The organism is Sphingomonas arenae (genome assembly GCF_016924655.1).
Classification (GTDB): Bacteria; Pseudomonadota; Alphaproteobacteria; order Sphingomonadales; family Sphingomonadaceae; genus Sphingomicrobium; species Sphingomicrobium arenae.
This window is the reverse complement of the sequence record NZ_JAFFJU010000001.1, coordinates 1,110,825-1,126,327: the sequence shown is the minus strand read 5'-3', so window position 1 is coordinate 1,126,327 and position 15,503 is coordinate 1,110,825. Positions and strand designations below refer to the sequence as shown.

Here is a 15,503-nt window from a genome sequence, read left to right as displayed (position 1 = left end):
CTGGAGGGCACGATGAAGGTGGTCCTGTTGGCAGGTGGACTGGGCTCCCGCTTGGCGGAGGAGACGGTCCGGGTCCCCAAGCCGATGGTTGAGGTCGGCGGCAAGCCGATCATCCTCCACGTCATGGACATCTACGCCCACTGGGGCTTCACCGACTTCATCATCGCCTGCGGCTACAAGTGCATGCTGATGAAGAAGTTCTTCCACGACCTTCACTTCCTCCACAATGACTTCACCATCGCCGTCGACGACGGCGTCGTGGCGCTTCGCCCATCGCGCAAGATGAACTGGAACGTGTCGGTAGTGGACACGGGCGAGCACACCATGACCGGTGGGCGCCTGAAGCGACTGAAGGACTGGATCGGCGACGAGACCTTCATGGTCACCTATTCCGACGGGGTCGGGAACATCGACCTCCAGGCTCTGCTGAACCTGCATCGCAGCCATGGCCGGCTGGCCACGGTCACCGCCGTCCAGCCGCCCGCCCGCTTCGGCAACCTCGAACTCGCAGGCGACCAGGTGGTCGAGTTCACCGAGAAGGTCCAGAAGCACGAGACCTGGATCAACGGGGGCTTCTTCGTCTTCGAGCCCGGCGTGCTCGACTATCTCACCGGTGACGAGGAGCCGCTGGAGCAGGCACCTTTGACGCGGCTGGCCCAGGACGGCGAGCTGTTCGCCTTCAAGCACAAGGGCTTCTGGCACCCGATGGATACGGTGCGCGACCGCGATCACCTGAGCGCGCTCAGCGTGCCCGGCAAGATGCCCTGGATGGACTTCGGCAGCGCGCCCGCAGCGGCACCGCCTGCCCCGCCTGCGCGTGAGCTGGCGCTCAGTGCCTGAGCGGGTCCTGACCTCCGCTGAGCTCCTGCGAGTCTTCGCCGGCCGTCGCATCCTGCTGACCGGCCACACTGGTTTCAAGGGAGGCTGGCTCACCTTGTGGCTGAACCAGCTCGGTGCCGAAGTCCGGGGCGTGTCCCTCCCCGCCGAGTCCACCAGTTTCTTCGAAACCGTGCGGATCGCCGAACTGGTGCAGCACCGGATTGCCGACATCCGCGATCCCGCGGCACTGGCGGCGGCGGTGCGCGAGTTCGATCCCGAGCTGGTCATCCACATGGCCGCGCAGGCAATCGTCCGATCATCGTTTGACGCGCCGCTCGACACGCTTGCCACCAACGTCATGGGCACCGCAAACGTGCTCGAAGCCGTCCGCCGGATGCCTTCCTGCCGTGGGGTCGTCGTGGTCACCAGCGACAAGTGCTACCGCAACACGAGTCGCGGCCGGGATTATCGGGAGACCGATCCGCTCGGCGGCGACGACCCGTACAGCGCCTCCAAGGCCTGCACGGAGATCGTCGCGGCGGCGTGGCGTCAGTCCTTCTTCCGGGCAGAGGGCAGCCCTTTGCTCGCCACGGTGCGAGCCGGCAATGTGTTCGGCGGGGGCGATTGGGCCCGGGACCGGATCGTCCCCGACCTCGTGCGCGGCGCATTGACCGGCGAGCCTGTCCGAATCCGTTATCCACGCGCAATTCGGCCGTGGCAGCACGTGCTCGAACCGGTGTCGGGCTATCTCCAGGTGGCCGCCCGGCTGCTGGAGCATGAGCGCTCCGTGGAGGGCGCGTGGAATTTCGGCCCAGGCCGCGACGGCATGATCACTGTCGGGGCCTTGTCGGGACTGATCCGCGCCGCTTGGGGCCCGGGCGAGCCGCAGGTGGTGTTCGCACCGGAGCGCTCCGATCCACCCGAGAAGCCCGTGCTTCGCCTCGACAGCAGCAAGTCGAGGGATGGGCTCGGCTGGAAGCCGGCGCTCTCGATCGAGGAGGCGGTGGAACTTACCGTCGAATGGTACCGCGCCTTTGCGTGCGGTGACGAGGACATGCGGGCGCTCAGCGAGGCGCAGATCGAGCGCTACGTCGATCGGAGCGCCCGGCGAGAGCAAGTCATGAAAGGGGCAGCAGCATGCGTGTGAACTACGGCCAGACCGTGCATGGCGAGGAAGAGATCGCCGCGGTCGTCGACGTGCTGCGCTCCTCCACCCAGATGGGGGTGCGCGTGCGCGAGATGGAGCGCCGAGTGGCGGAGCGCTTCGCCAAGCGCCACGGCATCATGGTCAACAGCGGCTCGTCGGCCAACTATCTGGCGATGGAGTTGCTCGGCCTGGAGCGCGGAAGCGAGGTCATCACTCCCGTTCTGACCTTTGCGACCACCGTCGCGCCGATCGTGAAGAACGGCCTCGTCCCGGCGTTCGTCGATGTCCGTCCGGGCACCTACAACATCGACGAGGACGCGATCGAGGCGATGATCGGGCCGCGGACGCAAGCGATGATGATCCCGTCGCTCATCGGCAACCTTCCCGACTGGGACTGCCTGCGCCAGATCGCCGACCGACACGGTCTCAAGGTGGTCGAGGACAGCGCCGACACGCTCGGCGCGACTTTGCGCGGCCGCAGCACCGGGGAGCGCTCCGACATCAGCACGACAAGCTTCTATGGCTCGCACGTCATCAACTGCGCGGGCAATGGCGGCATGCTGTGCGTCAACGACGAGGCGCTGGCCAGGCGTGCATTGCTGCTGCGCTCCTGGGGGCGGTCTTCCTCACTGTTCGCCGACTCCGAGTCGATCGAGCGCCGCTTCAACGTCACGCTCGACGGCATCGATTATGATGCCAAGTTCGTGTTCGAGGAACTCGGCTACAATATCGAACCGTCCGAGATGGGCGCCGCTTTCGGGCTGGTGCAGCTGGCGAAGCTGGAACGCAATGTCGCCGCCCGGCAGCGCCGGTTCGATCAGCACCGCGCCTTCTTCGCCGCTTACGAAGACTGGTTCATCCTGCCCGAGCAATTGCCCGGGGCCGAGACGGGCTGGCTCGCCCTGCCGCTCACTATCCGCGACGAGGCCCCGTTCACCCGGCGCGAGCTGCAGATTTACCTGGAAGAGCGCGAGATCCAGACGCGCGTGGTCTTCACCGGCAACATCCTGCGCCAGCCCGCCATGGTCGGCGTCGAGGCACGCATAAGTCCGGCCGGCTACCCCGTCGCTGACCAGGTGATGCGCGGCGGCATGCTGCTCGCCTGCCATCATGGCCTGACGGATGAGCAGATGGAGCACATCCATGCGAGCTTCAGCGCCTTCGCCGACGAGGTGACCGCCCGCAGCCGGCCACCGACCGTGCGCGCTCCGGCCCTGGTGGCCTGAAGCGCCGGCCGTCGTGGTCCGCGCCCTGATCCTCGGCGGTGCCGGCTTCGTGGGATCCCACCTGGCCGCTCGCCACCTTCGCGCCGGGCACGAAGTCACCTGTGCGGTCCGGTCCAGCTGGAAGCGGCCCTCGTCCGACTTCCTCGCTGGCGCGTTGTTTCGCCCCACCGATCTCGGCGACGTCGAACAAGTCGAGGATTTGTTCGCCTCGGCCCGCCCGACCCTTGTCTATCATCTCGCAACGAGCACGCCCCAGAAGATCGGCGGCAGCCAGGACCCGTTCGATCCGGCGTGGATGGACGACCTCCGCAATTTCACCACAGTTCTCGGGGTCGCTCGCCGGTACCGACCGGAGCTCGAAGCCTTCATTCGGACGGGCTCCCTTGCCGAATACGGCCGGACGTCGACACCCTCCCGGGAAGACGATCACGAGGAGCCCGAGACATTGCATGGCACCGCCCTGCTGGCGGCAACTCACTATTTCCGCCTGGCCGCGCGGAACCTGCCGTTCCGCACGGCAACCGCCCGGCTCGCCTTGACTTACGGACCCGACCAGAAGCCCGGTTTCCTGGTGTCGGACCTCATCCGGCATTGTCTGGCACGGCAGCCGTTCCATGTCCGGGAGCCGTCGAGTCGGCGCGACATGATCCACGTGGACGATGTTGCTCGGGGTCTCATGGCGCTTGCGAACTCGTCCGTCTCTGCCGGCTCAATCGTCAACCTGTGCAGCGGGGTGGCGGTTTCGAACCGGCGCCTGGCGGAGATGGTCGTAAGCGTCACCAAGGCGGATCCCGCGTTGCTGACCTTTGGCCCCGAGGATCCCGATCCGTCGGTCCTCTGGTGCTCCACGACGAAGGCCCGCGAACTGCTCGGGTTCGAGGCCCGCATTGCGTTGGCGGACGGGATCGAGCGCGTCGTTCAGTCACTCACCGAACGGAGCACTTGATGGTCCGAGCCAAACTCGTGTCGGTGCTCGTGCCCTGCTTCAACGAGGAAGCGAACGTCACTCGTGCGCATGCGGCAATCCGGGACGTATTCGGAACGCTACCCGACTATGATTACGAGATCATCTTCACGGACAACCACTCGACGGACGGGACATTCGATCTTCTCGCGTCAATCGCGCTCAAGGACCCACGCGTCCGGGTTATCCGCTTTGCCAGAAACGAGGGCTACCAGCGTTCGGTGCTCGCTGCTTACCAGGCGGCGCGGGGCGACTGCGCCATCCAGCTCGATTGCGATCTGCAAGATCCTCCTTCGTTGATCCCGCAGATGCTCGAGCTCTGGCGCGAAGGTCACGAGGTTGTCTACGGCATTCGCCGCTCGCTCCCGGACGGCCCGCTGTTGTCCACCGTGCGTCGCGGGTTCTACCGTCTGGCCAACGCGATGAGCGAGGATGACCTGCCGGTCGACGCCGGCGAGTTCCGGCTGGTGGATGCCAGGCTCCTTGCCGAGCTGCGCCGGGTACAGGATGCGACGCCTTACGTTCGCGGTCTCGTCAGCAGCATGGGGTTCTCCCAGGTCGGCTTCGAATATGACCGGCAGGCCCGCATCGCCGGCACCAGCAAGTTTCCGCTCACGAAGATGATGGCTCTGGCGCTGGACGGCATCCTCAACCACTCGCTGGTGCCGCTCCGCATCGCGTCGCTGGTGGGAATGCTTGTCGGACTGACCACCGTCGTTCTGATCGTCGGTTATCTGGTCGGCCGAATGCTGTTCGGCCAGAACTGGCCCGCCGGCTTCGCGACGACCACCGTCCTGCTGCTGCTCGGAATTACCCTCAACGGCTTGTTCCTGGGTATCATCGGCGAATATCTCGGCCGCATCTTCCTGCAGCTGAAGGCCCGGGCGCGACCGATCGTGCAGGTCGAGATCGATAATCGCGGCGCTCAGCCGAAAGCGGACGAGCCCGTCACCGGCCCCGTGCCGACGCGGGTGGAAGATAAAGAGTCCGCGTTCTGACCTTTCCGCCGCTCCGGACCGAGATCTCCTGCGGCAGGTAGCCGTTCCGACGGGCGAAATCCGCCAGGGCATCATCGAGCTTGCCTTGTCCGCCGACCAGGACCGCTGCCGGCGGTCTCGCTCCAAGGACCGCACCGATCGTCGTGGGCGACGCAATATGGCGATACTGGCGCCGATGTTTCGGCTCGATCCAATCGGCGGCGCGATAGACAAACGGCCCCAGCGCGAGCTCCGGATAGATATTGTTCCTGACGACTAGCGGCGTCAGCGGCTCCAGCGTTGCCACCCGTCCAGCCGCGCCCGCCGCCTGCATGACATCGGCAAGCTGTCGACCGTCATTGCGCAGCTTGCTGCTGGCCCACTGGCTTGGCTGAACGATACCGGCTGCGGATGGCAACAAGGATGGAGCGCCGTTCACGACCGCCAGTGCCAGTGCAGCAGCCAGCACCGGCCTCGCCTGCACGCGTTGCGGAGGCGCGAGGCGACCGTGCAGAACCAGGAGCAGCAATGCTCCGAAGGGCAGCGGCAGGACATAATATTGCGGAAAAGCCGGTGTGGGCAGGAAGGACACGATCGCCGCGGTTCCGATCAGGACGGCCATGAGACCACTCTTCCAGCCGGCTCTGCGCACGGCCTGCCGCCAGCCGCCTTCCTGCTCCTTGATCAGCAGCAGGAGAACGGCCGTGGCCAGCAGCATCAGCAGGGCTGATCCGCCGAGCCAGAGCTCCCGCGCGAGGATCAGCTTGCCGGCCATTCCCATGACCTTGGGGTCCGCTGGATCCGGATTGGCGAGCCAGTAGGCGACCTGCGGTCCGCGGTGGGCATGGAACACGCTGGCGAGGACGCCCGCTGGGTCGGCTGCCAGATACAGAAGCGTCGGCAGACCTCCCAGCACCCCTCCAACGAGCATCGGGGCGGCAAGGCGCACGAGGCGGTCTCGCAGGCTCCATTCCGGTGGAACAATCATGGCCGCCAGCGCCACCGGCACGATGAAGGGGGCATAGTTCGCCTTGAACCCAGCCGCGAGCGCGAGCAGCAGCCCGCTCGACGCCGCAAGCAGCGGAGCGCGTGTCTTATGCCGGGTCGCGGCAAGGAAGCAGGCCACCCCGCCGACGGCGAAGGGGACGGGCACGAAGTTGTTGGTCGCGGCGATTCCCGCCTCCCCCAAGAGGTTGGTGTCGAGGAGCACGAAGCCCGTCGCCGCCGCGATCGCGAGCAGGCCGGCTCCCTCTGCCCGCCCTGTCCGGTACAGGATGGCCAGCACGGCCGCCCACGACGCGAGAACCACCAGGCGACCGATCATCAGGACGTCCGCCGAGCCTGTGATCTGCACCAAGGCAGCGAGCAGCAGCGGAAGGTTGGGCAGGTGAGTAAAGCCGAGATCGCGATACAGCTCGTACCGGTCCAGCAGCAGGGCCGGCGGCAGGTAGAATTGCTCGTCGGCCTGCAGCGGGTAAGTCAGGATCCGCCCGACGAGCCCCAGGAGCAGCAGTCCTGCAAGACCCACCAGCAGGACGCGCGCCGGTCGGCTCATGCCGACTCCAGCCTCACCAAGCAGGTTCCTCCTCCTGATCGCGTCCACCTGCCGCCACTCCGTGCTGCCTGCGACATGCTACCAGCCGAGCAGCCTCCCCCACCCTGCAATATCGGACTACCACCCGCGACGAGGCGCGCGCTCCGCGACATGCTGGTAGCCTCGGTCGATGCTCGACCAGGTCTCTACCTCGCGGCGCGTTGCCTTCGTGCTCTCGGGCCTTGGGCCCGGCGGAGCCGAAGGGGTCATCGCCAAGATCAGCGAGCGGCTGGTCCAGGCGGACTTCGACGTGACCGTGATTGCCTTCGATCGGCCCGACCAGCCGGTATTCCACGCCTTCCACGAGAACGTCCGGCTGATCCGACTCGCCTTGCCGCCGGTACGAAGCCGGCTGGGCGGGCCGGCCAACATCATCCGCCGTTTCCTGCGGCTACGGCGAACCCTCCGCCGGGAGCGGTTCGACGTGGTCATTTCCTTCCTGACGAAGATCAACGCGCTGACCCTTGCCGCATCCGCGGGTACGGGCACTCCAGTGATCGTGTCAGAGCGCAACAATCCGCTGCTGCAACCCAACAACCGGCTTTGGAGCCTGGTACTAAAGCCGCTCTACCCGCGCGCCCACGCGATCGTGCTCCTGACCGATGCCTCGCGCAGCTGCCTTCCCCCACGCGAGCGGACCCGCGCAGTGGTGATCCGCAATCCCGCGGCTCCGCTGCCCTTCGAACTGCTGGGCGCTGACGGCACGCGCTGCGTGGGCGTCGGACGACTGACCCGCCAGAAGGGCTTCGACCTGCTGATCACCGCCTTCTCACGGATCGCGGATCGTTTCCCCGACTGGGAGCTGGTGATCTGGGGCGAGGGTCCCGATCGCCCGCTGCTGGAGGCGCAGGTCCGGCAGCTTGGGCTCGAAGGCCGGGTGACACTTCCCGGCGTGACCGCGAAGCCCGGAGCTTGGGTGGAAAGCGCGGCCATGCTGGTCCTGTCATCCCGCTACGAGGGAGGCCCCAATGTCGTCATCGAAGCGATGGCGACCGGCCTTCCGGTGATTGCCACCCGCTGCGATTTTGGCCCATCCGAGTTGATCGACGATGGCCAGGACGGCCTGCTCGTTCCGCCCGAGGATCCTGAAGCCCTGGCATCCGCCATGGCGCGGATGATGGCGGACCGCCGCCTTCGTGCCGAACTGGCTTCCGCCGGACATCGCCGGATGATCGCGGACGCGTCGATCGACCGGGTCGTAGGCCAGTGGGTGGACGTGATCGGCTCCGCCCTGCGGAGCCGCGCGTCGGAGCATCACCGGTCGGAGCCGGCAGAGGCCATAGCGTCATCGTAGCGGGCGGTTCGCAAGCACCTCTCGATGCGCGAAGTCCAGGAACTCGTCGAGGTTCGCCCACCCATCCCGATCCGCATCAGCCCAGGGATCCGCGCGCCCGGGGTTCGTGCGGTTCGCGGTTTCCCAGCGGTCGGACATGCCGTCCCCATCCTGGTCCGCATAGGGCTGCCCCGGCCGGATCAGCGGCAACAGCCGTGGTCCGCGAATTGCGGAAGGGTCCTTTAGGATCCGCCCGCCTTGTTCGCGCACGTCGCGAACCGTCCGGATGTCGAGCGAGTCCCGCGGGTGCGCTCCGGCGTGCACCAGGACGTCGCGGTACGCTTGCTCGGCGGGAACTGCCCGGGTCTGCAGCGGGCACACGGGCTGGGCCGAGCGAACGAAGCTCACCGGAAAGGTGGTCAGCGTCCGCACGCCGTCGAGCCGGTTTCCCTCGACATGGATGCGCGATGCGCCGCGGCTCTCGACTAGGACTCGGTCGATCGCGGCGATGTCGCGGCGGCTGTTCGGGCCACGCCGGAAGATGTTGGCGACAAAGCTGACCGGCGTGCCGCCCGATGTCTCGTGCACCTCCGCAAACTGCGATTGCCCATTGTAGAAGATGTTGTTGACGACTTCGACGCACGAATGGGGCGGCAGGTTCAGGTCGGGATTGCGGTCGCCGTTGTGGGCGCACAGGTTGCGTAGGAAGCTGATCATCTGCGGATTGTCCGGGCTGGATGCGAACAGCACGCATTTGTCGTGCCGCGGGATTCCCTGGCTGAAGATCGAATTCGACACGGTGATCCGGTTGTTGAACCCCTCTCCGCTCATGATCTGGTCGAGCGCCCAGGCCCCGCTGACATGGTCGAAGATAACGTCGTGGCTGTCTTCGAACAGGAAAGAACCGTTGCTTCCTCGGCGTTCTCCGTTGAGGTCGGTGCGGACCCGAAGATGGCGGATGATGACGTCGTGGCTGCCCTTCACGATCACGGGGGTCAGTCCATCGAAGCCGCCGGCATGGGTGATGAGGATGCCGCCGCCGGGCGCCGTCTGCCCGGCGATGGTGAGGTAGGGGTTGCGGATGATCGGTCGCTCGGTGGTGAACCGGATGACCCCGGCGACGCGGAATACGCACACTCGCGGCATGCTCGCTTCGATGCACGCGCGAAGCGATCCGGGCCCACTGTCGGCAAGCGTGGTGACCGGGATGATGGCTCCGCCCCTGCCGCCGCGGGCAAAACGGCCAAAGCCCTCCGCACCTGGAAAGGCCTGCCGTCCGGGCGCCTCCTTGACCTCGGCCGAGAGTTCAGCCGGCTCGCTCTCCCCGGCAGCGACGTGGGGCAGCTTGGGGCTCGTCAGGACATAGGGGGCGGCCAGCATCGTGGCGGTCGCGAGCCCCAGTGACAGCAGAAGGCTGGAGTGGGCCATGACAGCGCCTCTAGCCGGCGAGCGCCGGATGGCTCGAGGCGGCCAGGGTCGTGGCCGGCGAGAAGCGGCCGCTTGCGACTTCCTCGAGCAGGCAGTGGTAGCGGCGCGTCACTTCCTCGATCGAGAACAAGGCTTGGACGCGGTCGCGCGCCTTCCGCCCGATCGCGTGCCGCCCGGCGGCGGAGAGCCGTTCCATCCGGATCAACGCCTCGGTCAGCGCGGGCAGGTTTTCCGGCGGAACGATGATCCCCGCTTCCCCGAGCACCTGCCGACTGTCCCCCACGTCGGTGGCGATGCAGGGCAGCCCGCAGGCCATGGCTTCGCCCAGGATGTTGGGGAAACCCTCACCCCATGCGGACGACAGGGCGAGCACGTCCAGCCCAGGCAGCAGTCCGGCGATATCCGGCTCATGGTCCTTCAGGCTGACCCGATCGGGCGCAAGGGTCCGAAGCGCGCTCATCAAGCTGTCCGATGGGGAAGTGAGCCCCTGCCCAACCAGCAGCAGATGGAGGTCTGCCCCGCGAGCGATCGCCTCGGCACAGGCGCGGACCAGGGCCCCATGATCCTTCATCGGGTGCTGCCGAGCCACCATGCCGACCAGCAGCGAAGTCGGGCGCGCGCCGATCGCTGCGCCGACCGTGCTCCGGAGTTCCGGTTGCGGCCGGAAGCGGGCACAGTCGAACCCGTTCGGAATGACGACCGTGCGGTCCGGCCTGTGGCCGAGACCTTCATATTGCCGCGCCGCGACAGCGGAGTTGTAGAGAATGGCGTCGGGCGCCCCGGACAGCCAGGCTCCCATTCGCAGCAGGCCGCGGGTGACCGGCCGCTCGCGCTTCAGGTCATGCAGGCTGTGCCGGACATTCCATACCACCGGGGCGCGGCACCGGCCGATCACCTTTGCTGCCGCCGCAGACAGGTGAGCGTGGTACATCCATGCGACCACCACGTCCGGCGATGCCCGGCGGATCTCCGCCACCAGGCGGCTCATGCCGCCGAGGGCGGTGGACCAGCCCACCAACCCGCAGTGCGAGACGCCAATTCCTGCCGCCTGGATTCGCTGCCCCGCCGGGCCAGGTGGAGTCAGCGACAGGACCTGGCTGTCCAGCCCCGGTCGCTGCCGCCGCTCCTCCTCCAGCAGCTTGGCCAGCATGGTCTCGGCACCCCCGACATTCAGGGCCGTGATGAGATGGAGGATCTTCATGGGCTTGCCGCGGTCGCGGCCTCCTACTCCGCGGGCTCGAGGACCGGCTCGACGGTCTCCCGTTGCACGGTGGTGTCTGGCTGCCGTCCAACGCCCACATGCTGGAAGTTCAGGCGGCGCAGTTCATCCGGCCGGTAGATGTTGTGGAAGTCGACGAGCACTCGTGCGCGCAGCTGGTCGCCGATGACGGACAGGTCGAGGGCGCGGAACTGATCCCAGGGAGTCAGGATCGCCAGCGCATCCGCACCGCGGGTGCAGGCGTAGGGGTCGTCAGCATAGGTGACCCCCTGCAAGCACAAGCGGGCCTGCTCCATGGCTTCCGGATCATAGGCCCGGATCGACGCACCCGCGTCCTGCAGGGCGGTGACGATATCGATGGCGGGTGAGGCCCGCATGTCGTCGGTATTGGGCTTGAAGGCGAGTCCCAGCAGCGCGATGGTCTTGCCCCGCACGGACCCTCCGCAGGCCGCGATGATGCGGCGCGCCATGGCCCGCTTGCGGGTCTCGTTCACTGCGGCCACCGTTTCGACGATCCGCACCGGGGAGTCATGATCCTGGGCCGTCTTGATCAGCGCCAGCGTGTCCTTCGGGAAGCAGGAGCCGCCATAGCCTGGACCCGCGTTGAGGAACTTCGACCCGATCCGGTTGTCGAGCCCGATCGCGCGAGCGACCTCCTGCACCTCCGCGCCGACGTGCTCGCACAGGTCCGCCACTTCGTTGATGAAGGTGATCTTGGTCGCGAGGAAAGCGTTGGCCGCATATTTGGCGAGCTCCGCGCTGCGTCGGGACGTGACCAAGATCGGAGCCTGGTTCAAGCGCAGCGGACGGTACAGCTCCTGCATCACCGAAGTAGCGCGCGGGTCGGATGACCCGACAACGATCCGGTCCGGGCGCTTGAAGTCTTCGATTGCCGAGCCCTCGCGCAGGAACTCGGGGTTGGAGACCACGGCGACATCCGCATCCGGCCGGCACTCTCGAAGGATGCGCTCGACCTCGTCCCCGGTTCCCACCGGAACCGTGGATTTGGTCACGACCACGGTGAACCCGGCAAGCGCACTTGCGATGTCGCGGGCGGCGGCGTGGACGTAGGAAAGATCGGCATGGCCATCGCCCCTGCGCGCGGGCGTGCCGACAGCGATGAACACCACGTCGGCGGATGGCACCGCCTCCGCCACGGAGGTGGTGAACGACAGCCGTCCTGCACGGACGTTGCGCTCGATCAGCGGCTCCAATCCGGGTTCGTAGATCGGGATCATGCCGGCGCTCAGCCGTGCGATCTTGGCGGCATCGGTATCGATGCAGACCACCTGATGGCCGAACTCGGCAAAACAGGTTCCCGAAACCAGGCCGACATAGCCCGAGCCGATCATCGCAACGCGCATGGCGATCTCCACCAAAGCCCTAGGTTGTCCGCGAGGGTGCTGGATGCGGCAATGTCGCACATGGGTATGCGCAGGCGAAAAAGGGTGAAGCTGCGACCGTTTAGCTGGCGAGCGCGAGTTGCTCGATCTCCGACCCGTCCCCGAAGCGCTGGCAAACCGACAGCTGGCCGTCATCTCCGAGCTCGAACAGCGATCCGTGCTGTTCCCCATTGTGCAGGGAGCGAACGATCAGCAGGAGCGATCCGGGTCCGGCAAGGTAGGCGCGCAGGTTCCGCACTGCAGCGCGCAGCTGGTCCTCATTGAAATAGTCGTGGTTGAGGATATTCGCCGCACGGACGAACTGAAACTTCGCCTCGAACTCCGGCCGGCGTTTCAGCACGTCATCCTCGACCACGCGAATCGACGGATGATCCCGCAGGCGGGGGCTGACCAGCAGCACCGGACGCCGGCTGTTGGAATTTTCTACTTGCCGCTGCGCCCATGAGAGCAGCAGCGGACGGATTGCCCACATGCCGGTGATCCAGTCGAGCCGGCGCCGCCACGGCCGCACCGACCAGCCGGCGAGCGCGATCTGGAGGACATGCCCGTCCGGGCTGACCAGGGCCGTGACGCCCTTGCCTAGCGAGACCAACTCCGCGTGGAGGGAGAGGTCAGTGGCCGTGATCCGTGGATCGTACCCCGCGGCCAGCAGCGCGGCGCGCAGGTCCAGCGTCGTCGCGCCGGACGAAACTCCGACGTCGAGGATCTGCTCTGGACGCATGGACCGGCTGGCGAATGCCCGGACAACGGCCTCGTCGAGGGACTGGAAACGCGCCCGGTAGGTGCGCTTGAACGTGCTGTTGCGGTTGCGGATGGCGCTGAAGAACGCATCCTCGGCATCGGGCGGCAGCTCGGCAGGTGCCCGCGAGAAGAAGTCGGCTGCGGTGATGATCATGACCAGCTCCACGCTAGCCTGTGAAGGCGAGCAGGGAAGCTGGTCTGATGGCGCCGATCCTGGCGGTGAAGGAGTAGCCCGAAAGGCGTCAAACAAACAGGAAGTCGGCCGCCGAGAAGTTGGCCGCGGTCAGCTGATCGTTGGGATCGGCGACGACCAGGCTGAAGTGCACGCCGCCCGAAGTCACCCCCGCGATGATCACGCTGCCGTCGGCGGCGTCGGTGGCGAACACCGTTCCCGCGCCGCCGCCCGCGGAATAGCTCGTCACGCCAAGCTTCTCGAGCACGATCCGGTCGATCCCGTCCTCATAGTCCATGATCGTGTCCGTGCCGCTGGCGGCCGCGGTCGCACCCTTGAGGATGAACCAGTCCGCGCCGGCCCCACCCCAAAGCATGTCCGCGCCCGTCTCCCCGAGCAACTTGTCGGCTCCGTCATCTCCGTACAGCCGGTCGGCGCCGTCACCCCCGTAGACCGTGTCATTGCCGAGGCCGCCCCGGACCTGGTCGTTGCCCGCTTCGCCGTTCACGAAGTCGTTGCCGCTCTCGCCGTCGAGGTAGTCGTCACCCGCGCCGGACTCCATCCGGTCCGACCCCCCGCCACCGTACAGCTTGTCGATGCCGCTCGTGCTGCTGAGAACATCGGCCCCGTCGCCGCCGTCCAGCAGGTTGTTTCCGTCTCCGCCGTCCACGAAGTCATTGCCGATCCCGCCGTAGACGCGGTCGTTGCCTGCCTCGCCCTTCAGCCGGTCGTTGCCCGCCTCGCCGTAGATGATGTCGTTGCCGGGCCCGCCGGACACCGCTTCCGTGGTGATCGTGCCGGTGCCCGGGTTGAGCTGGTTGTAATAGCCGTCGTCCCCGTCACCGGCGTAGATGATGTCGTCGCCATAGCCCGCGTCGAGATAGTCCTTGTCCGCGCCGCCGTAGAGCGTGTCGTTCCCGCTCCCCCCGATCAGCGTGTCAAACCCCGCGCCCCCCTCCAGCACGTCGTTGCCATCTTCCCCGTCGAAGATGTCGTTGCCCAGCCCCCCGATGAGCCGGTCATGTCCGCCACCCCCCGCCAGCCGGTCGTTGCCGTCGCCACCGTCGAGCCAGTCGTCGCCGATTCCGCCGCGCAGCAGGTCGTTGCCGAGCTCGCCATCAACGCGATCATTGCCGTCGCCCGCTTCGACCTGGTCGTCGCCAGCCCCGCCGTAGATCGTGTCGTCGCCCGCATAGCCGTAGATGAAGTCGGCCTCGCTGCTCCCTCGCAGCAGATCCGCCAATACGGTGCCCTTGAAGATCATCTTCCACCTCCCCGCGGCCTCGGGTCGTTCGTCGTGAAGACTCCCGCCGCCTGAGGATGCTCAATCGTCCTTACCGAACAATTACCAGCCAAGTTTTGCCATGGCTCGTCTGACCGAGCATTGGCAGCGACGAATGTATTCAAGCATGATTACTGCCAATCGTTGAACGATTTCTTTATGGGCGTATTCACGTCAACGTCCGCCGACTGTTCAGGCAGCGATGAATTCGTCCGCCGGGAGGACGCCGTCCATGTCCGCGCCATAGTAGCCGAGATACCAGTCCGTGAACCGCCGCAGTCCCTCCGGCAGCGCCACGCGCGGCCGGTAGCCGGTCAGTGCATGGATTTGGTCGATGTTGGCGCAGGTCGACACGACATCGCCGGGCTGCATCGGCAGCATGATCTTCTGGGCGCTCCGGCCCAGCAGCTCTTCCAGCGTGGTGATCATGGTCATGAGATCGACCGGATGATTGTCCCCGATGTTGAGCAGCCGGTGCTGTCCCCGCGCGGGCGGGGAGTCGAGCGCACCGACGACGCCATCGACGATATCGTCGATGTAGGTGAAGTCGCGCGCCATCCTGCCCCCGTTGAACACCTTGATCGGCTCACCGGTCATGATCTGCCGGGTGAACTGGAAATAGGCCATGTCGGGCCGGCCCCACGGTCCGTAGACGGTGAAGAAACGCAAGCCCGTGAGGGGAAAGCCGAACAGCGCGCGGTAAGCCTCGCTCATCGTCTCACAGGCGAGCTTGGTCGCGGCGTAAAGCGATACGACGCCCGTACAGGGCTCGGTTTCGCGGAAGCCGTCGCCGCTCACCGGCCGGTTGCCGTAGACGGAACTAGAGGAGGCATAGACCAGATGGTCGAACTCCGGAGCGCTCCTGCAGGCCTCCAGCACGGACAGGTGCCCGGCAAGGTTGGACCGCTCGTAGGCGAACGGCTGCTCCAGGCTGTACCGGACCCCGGCTTGCGCGGCGAGGTGGACCACCCGCCGGATACCGCACGACAGCACCAGCGCCTTCAGGCCATCGGCGTCGGCGATGTCCATCTGCTCGAACGAGAAACGTGGATCGGAGCGCAGGTTCTCGAGCCGGCTCAGCTTGAGCTGCGGATCATAGAAGTTGTTGAGATTGTCGATGCCGATGACATGCTCACCACGGCTCAGGAGACGCGCGGCAACCGCATGCCCGACAAAGCCGGCAGCACCGGTCACCAGTATCGCATCCGACATCCATGCGCCTCCCAGCTGACCGATCCGACATCAGTGTAAGGGGGAG

Annotated in this window: 13 protein-coding genes; 6 read left to right on the top strand and 7 right to left on the bottom strand. The window is 66.4% G+C overall.

The window, feature by feature from the left end; translation table 11 throughout:
* Positions 1-12 precede the first annotated feature (12 nt).
* Genes rfbF through JT720_RS05670 form a run of 5 tightly spaced genes read left to right on the top strand, consistent with a single transcriptional unit; the run spans position 13 to position 5,154 of the window.
* Complete coding sequence (gene rfbF / locus JT720_RS05690) at positions 13-840, top strand: glucose-1-phosphate cytidylyltransferase (protein ID WP_205479965.1); 828 nt, start codon at positions 13-15, stop codon at positions 838-840.
* Entirely contained in the window at positions 833-1,966 is a 1,134-nt protein-coding gene (rfbG, locus tag JT720_RS05685) for a CDP-glucose 4,6-dehydratase (RefSeq protein WP_205479963.1), read from the top strand. Before rfbF ends, rfbG begins: the two co-directional genes overlap by 8 nt.
* Positions 1,957-3,192, top strand: a complete 1,236-nt coding sequence (locus JT720_RS05680) for a DegT/DnrJ/EryC1/StrS family aminotransferase (RefSeq protein WP_205479961.1) — start codon at positions 1,957-1,959, stop codon at positions 3,190-3,192. The genes rfbG and JT720_RS05680 overlap by 10 nt, the downstream gene beginning before the upstream one ends.
* A gap of 13 nt (positions 3,193-3,205) precedes the next feature.
* The gene (locus tag JT720_RS05675) at positions 3,206-4,138 is read left to right on the top strand and encodes an NAD-dependent epimerase/dehydratase family protein (protein ID WP_205479959.1); all 933 of its coding nucleotides are present in this window, start codon (positions 3,206-3,208) and stop codon (positions 4,136-4,138) included.
* Positions 4,138-5,154: a glycosyltransferase gene (locus JT720_RS05670; RefSeq protein WP_205479957.1), complete on the top strand. Its 1,017-nt coding sequence runs from the start codon at positions 4,138-4,140 to the stop codon at positions 5,152-5,154. The genes JT720_RS05675 and JT720_RS05670 overlap by 1 nt, the downstream gene beginning before the upstream one ends.
* Here JT720_RS05670 and JT720_RS05665 read toward each other — a convergent pair.
* Complete coding sequence (locus JT720_RS05665) at positions 5,105-6,688, bottom strand: hypothetical protein (protein ID WP_205479956.1); 1,584 nt, start codon at positions 6,686-6,688, stop codon at positions 5,105-5,107. The two genes, JT720_RS05670 and JT720_RS05665, sit on opposite strands and share 50 nt — an antisense overlap.
* Before the next feature lie 169 nt (positions 6,689-6,857).
* Here JT720_RS05665 and JT720_RS05660 point away from each other — a divergent pair, with 169 nt between their 5' ends.
* Positions 6,858-8,021: a glycosyltransferase family 4 protein gene (locus tag JT720_RS05660; protein ID WP_205479955.1), complete on the top strand. Its 1,164-nt coding sequence runs from the start codon at positions 6,858-6,860 to the stop codon at positions 8,019-8,021.
* On the opposite strand, the gene JT720_RS05655 is transcribed toward JT720_RS05660, so the two are convergent.
* From JT720_RS05655 to JT720_RS05630, 6 genes are all read right to left on the bottom strand, one after another.
* A complete protein-coding gene (locus tag JT720_RS05655) occupies positions 8,013-9,428 on the bottom strand; it encodes a pectate lyase (protein WP_205479954.1) in 1,416 nt (471 codons plus the stop codon). The genes JT720_RS05660 and JT720_RS05655 overlap by 9 nt on opposite strands.
* A gap of 10 nt (positions 9,429-9,438) precedes the next feature.
* Complete coding sequence (locus JT720_RS05650) at positions 9,439-10,629, bottom strand: glycosyltransferase (protein ID WP_205479953.1); 1,191 nt, start codon at positions 10,627-10,629, stop codon at positions 9,439-9,441.
* 23 nt (positions 10,630-10,652) lie between these two features.
* Positions 10,653-12,011, bottom strand: coding sequence for a UDP-glucose dehydrogenase family protein (locus JT720_RS05645; RefSeq protein WP_205479952.1), 1,359 nt, complete (start codon positions 12,009-12,011; stop codon positions 10,653-10,655).
* 100 nt (positions 12,012-12,111) lie between these two features.
* Positions 12,112-12,945: a hypothetical protein gene (locus JT720_RS05640; protein WP_205479951.1), complete on the bottom strand. Its 834-nt coding sequence runs from the start codon at positions 12,943-12,945 to the stop codon at positions 12,112-12,114.
* Between the two features lie 88 nt (positions 12,946-13,033).
* A complete protein-coding gene (locus JT720_RS05635; RefSeq protein ID WP_205479950.1) occupies positions 13,034-14,227 on the bottom strand; it encodes a calcium-binding protein in 1,194 nt (397 codons plus the stop codon).
* A gap of 210 nt (positions 14,228-14,437) precedes the next feature.
* Positions 14,438-15,457 (bottom strand): NAD-dependent epimerase/dehydratase family protein, encoded by a 1,020-nt coding sequence (locus tag JT720_RS05630; RefSeq protein ID WP_205479949.1) that lies wholly within the window; start codon positions 15,455-15,457, stop codon positions 14,438-14,440.
* Positions 15,458-15,503: the final 46 nt, after the last annotated feature.

Coding starts and splice junctions, on each gene's coding strand:
- JT720_RS05655 (WP_205479954.1), bottom strand. CDS start 9,428: ATGGCCCACTCCAGCCTTCTGCTGTCACTGGGGCTCGCGACCGCCACG.
- JT720_RS05635 (WP_205479950.1), bottom strand. CDS start 14,227: ATGATCTTCAAGGGCACCGTATTGGCGGATCTGCTGCGAGGGAGCAGC.
- JT720_RS05665 (WP_205479956.1), bottom strand. CDS start 6,688: ATGAGCCGACCGGCGCGCGTCCTGCTGGTGGGTCTTGCAGGACTGCTG.
- JT720_RS05680 (WP_205479961.1), top strand. CDS start 1,957: ATGCGTGTGAACTACGGCCAGACCGTGCATGGCGAGGAAGAGATCGCC.
- rfbF (WP_205479965.1), top strand. CDS start 13: ATGAAGGTGGTCCTGTTGGCAGGTGGACTGGGCTCCCGCTTGGCGGAG.
- JT720_RS05640 (WP_205479951.1), bottom strand. CDS start 12,945: ATGATCATCACCGCAGCCGACTTCTTCTCGCGGGCACCTGCCGAGCTG.
- JT720_RS05630 (WP_205479949.1), bottom strand. CDS start 15,457: ATGTCGGATGCGATACTGGTGACCGGTGCTGCCGGCTTTGTCGGGCAT.
- JT720_RS05645 (WP_205479952.1), bottom strand. CDS start 12,011: ATGCGCGTTGCGATGATCGGCTCGGGCTATGTCGGCCTGGTTTCGGGA.
- JT720_RS05660 (WP_205479955.1), top strand. CDS start 6,858: ATGCTCGACCAGGTCTCTACCTCGCGGCGCGTTGCCTTCGTGCTCTCG.
- JT720_RS05670 (WP_205479957.1), top strand. CDS start 4,138: ATGGTCCGAGCCAAACTCGTGTCGGTGCTCGTGCCCTGCTTCAACGAG.
- JT720_RS05650 (WP_205479953.1), bottom strand. CDS start 10,629: ATGAAGATCCTCCATCTCATCACGGCCCTGAATGTCGGGGGTGCCGAG.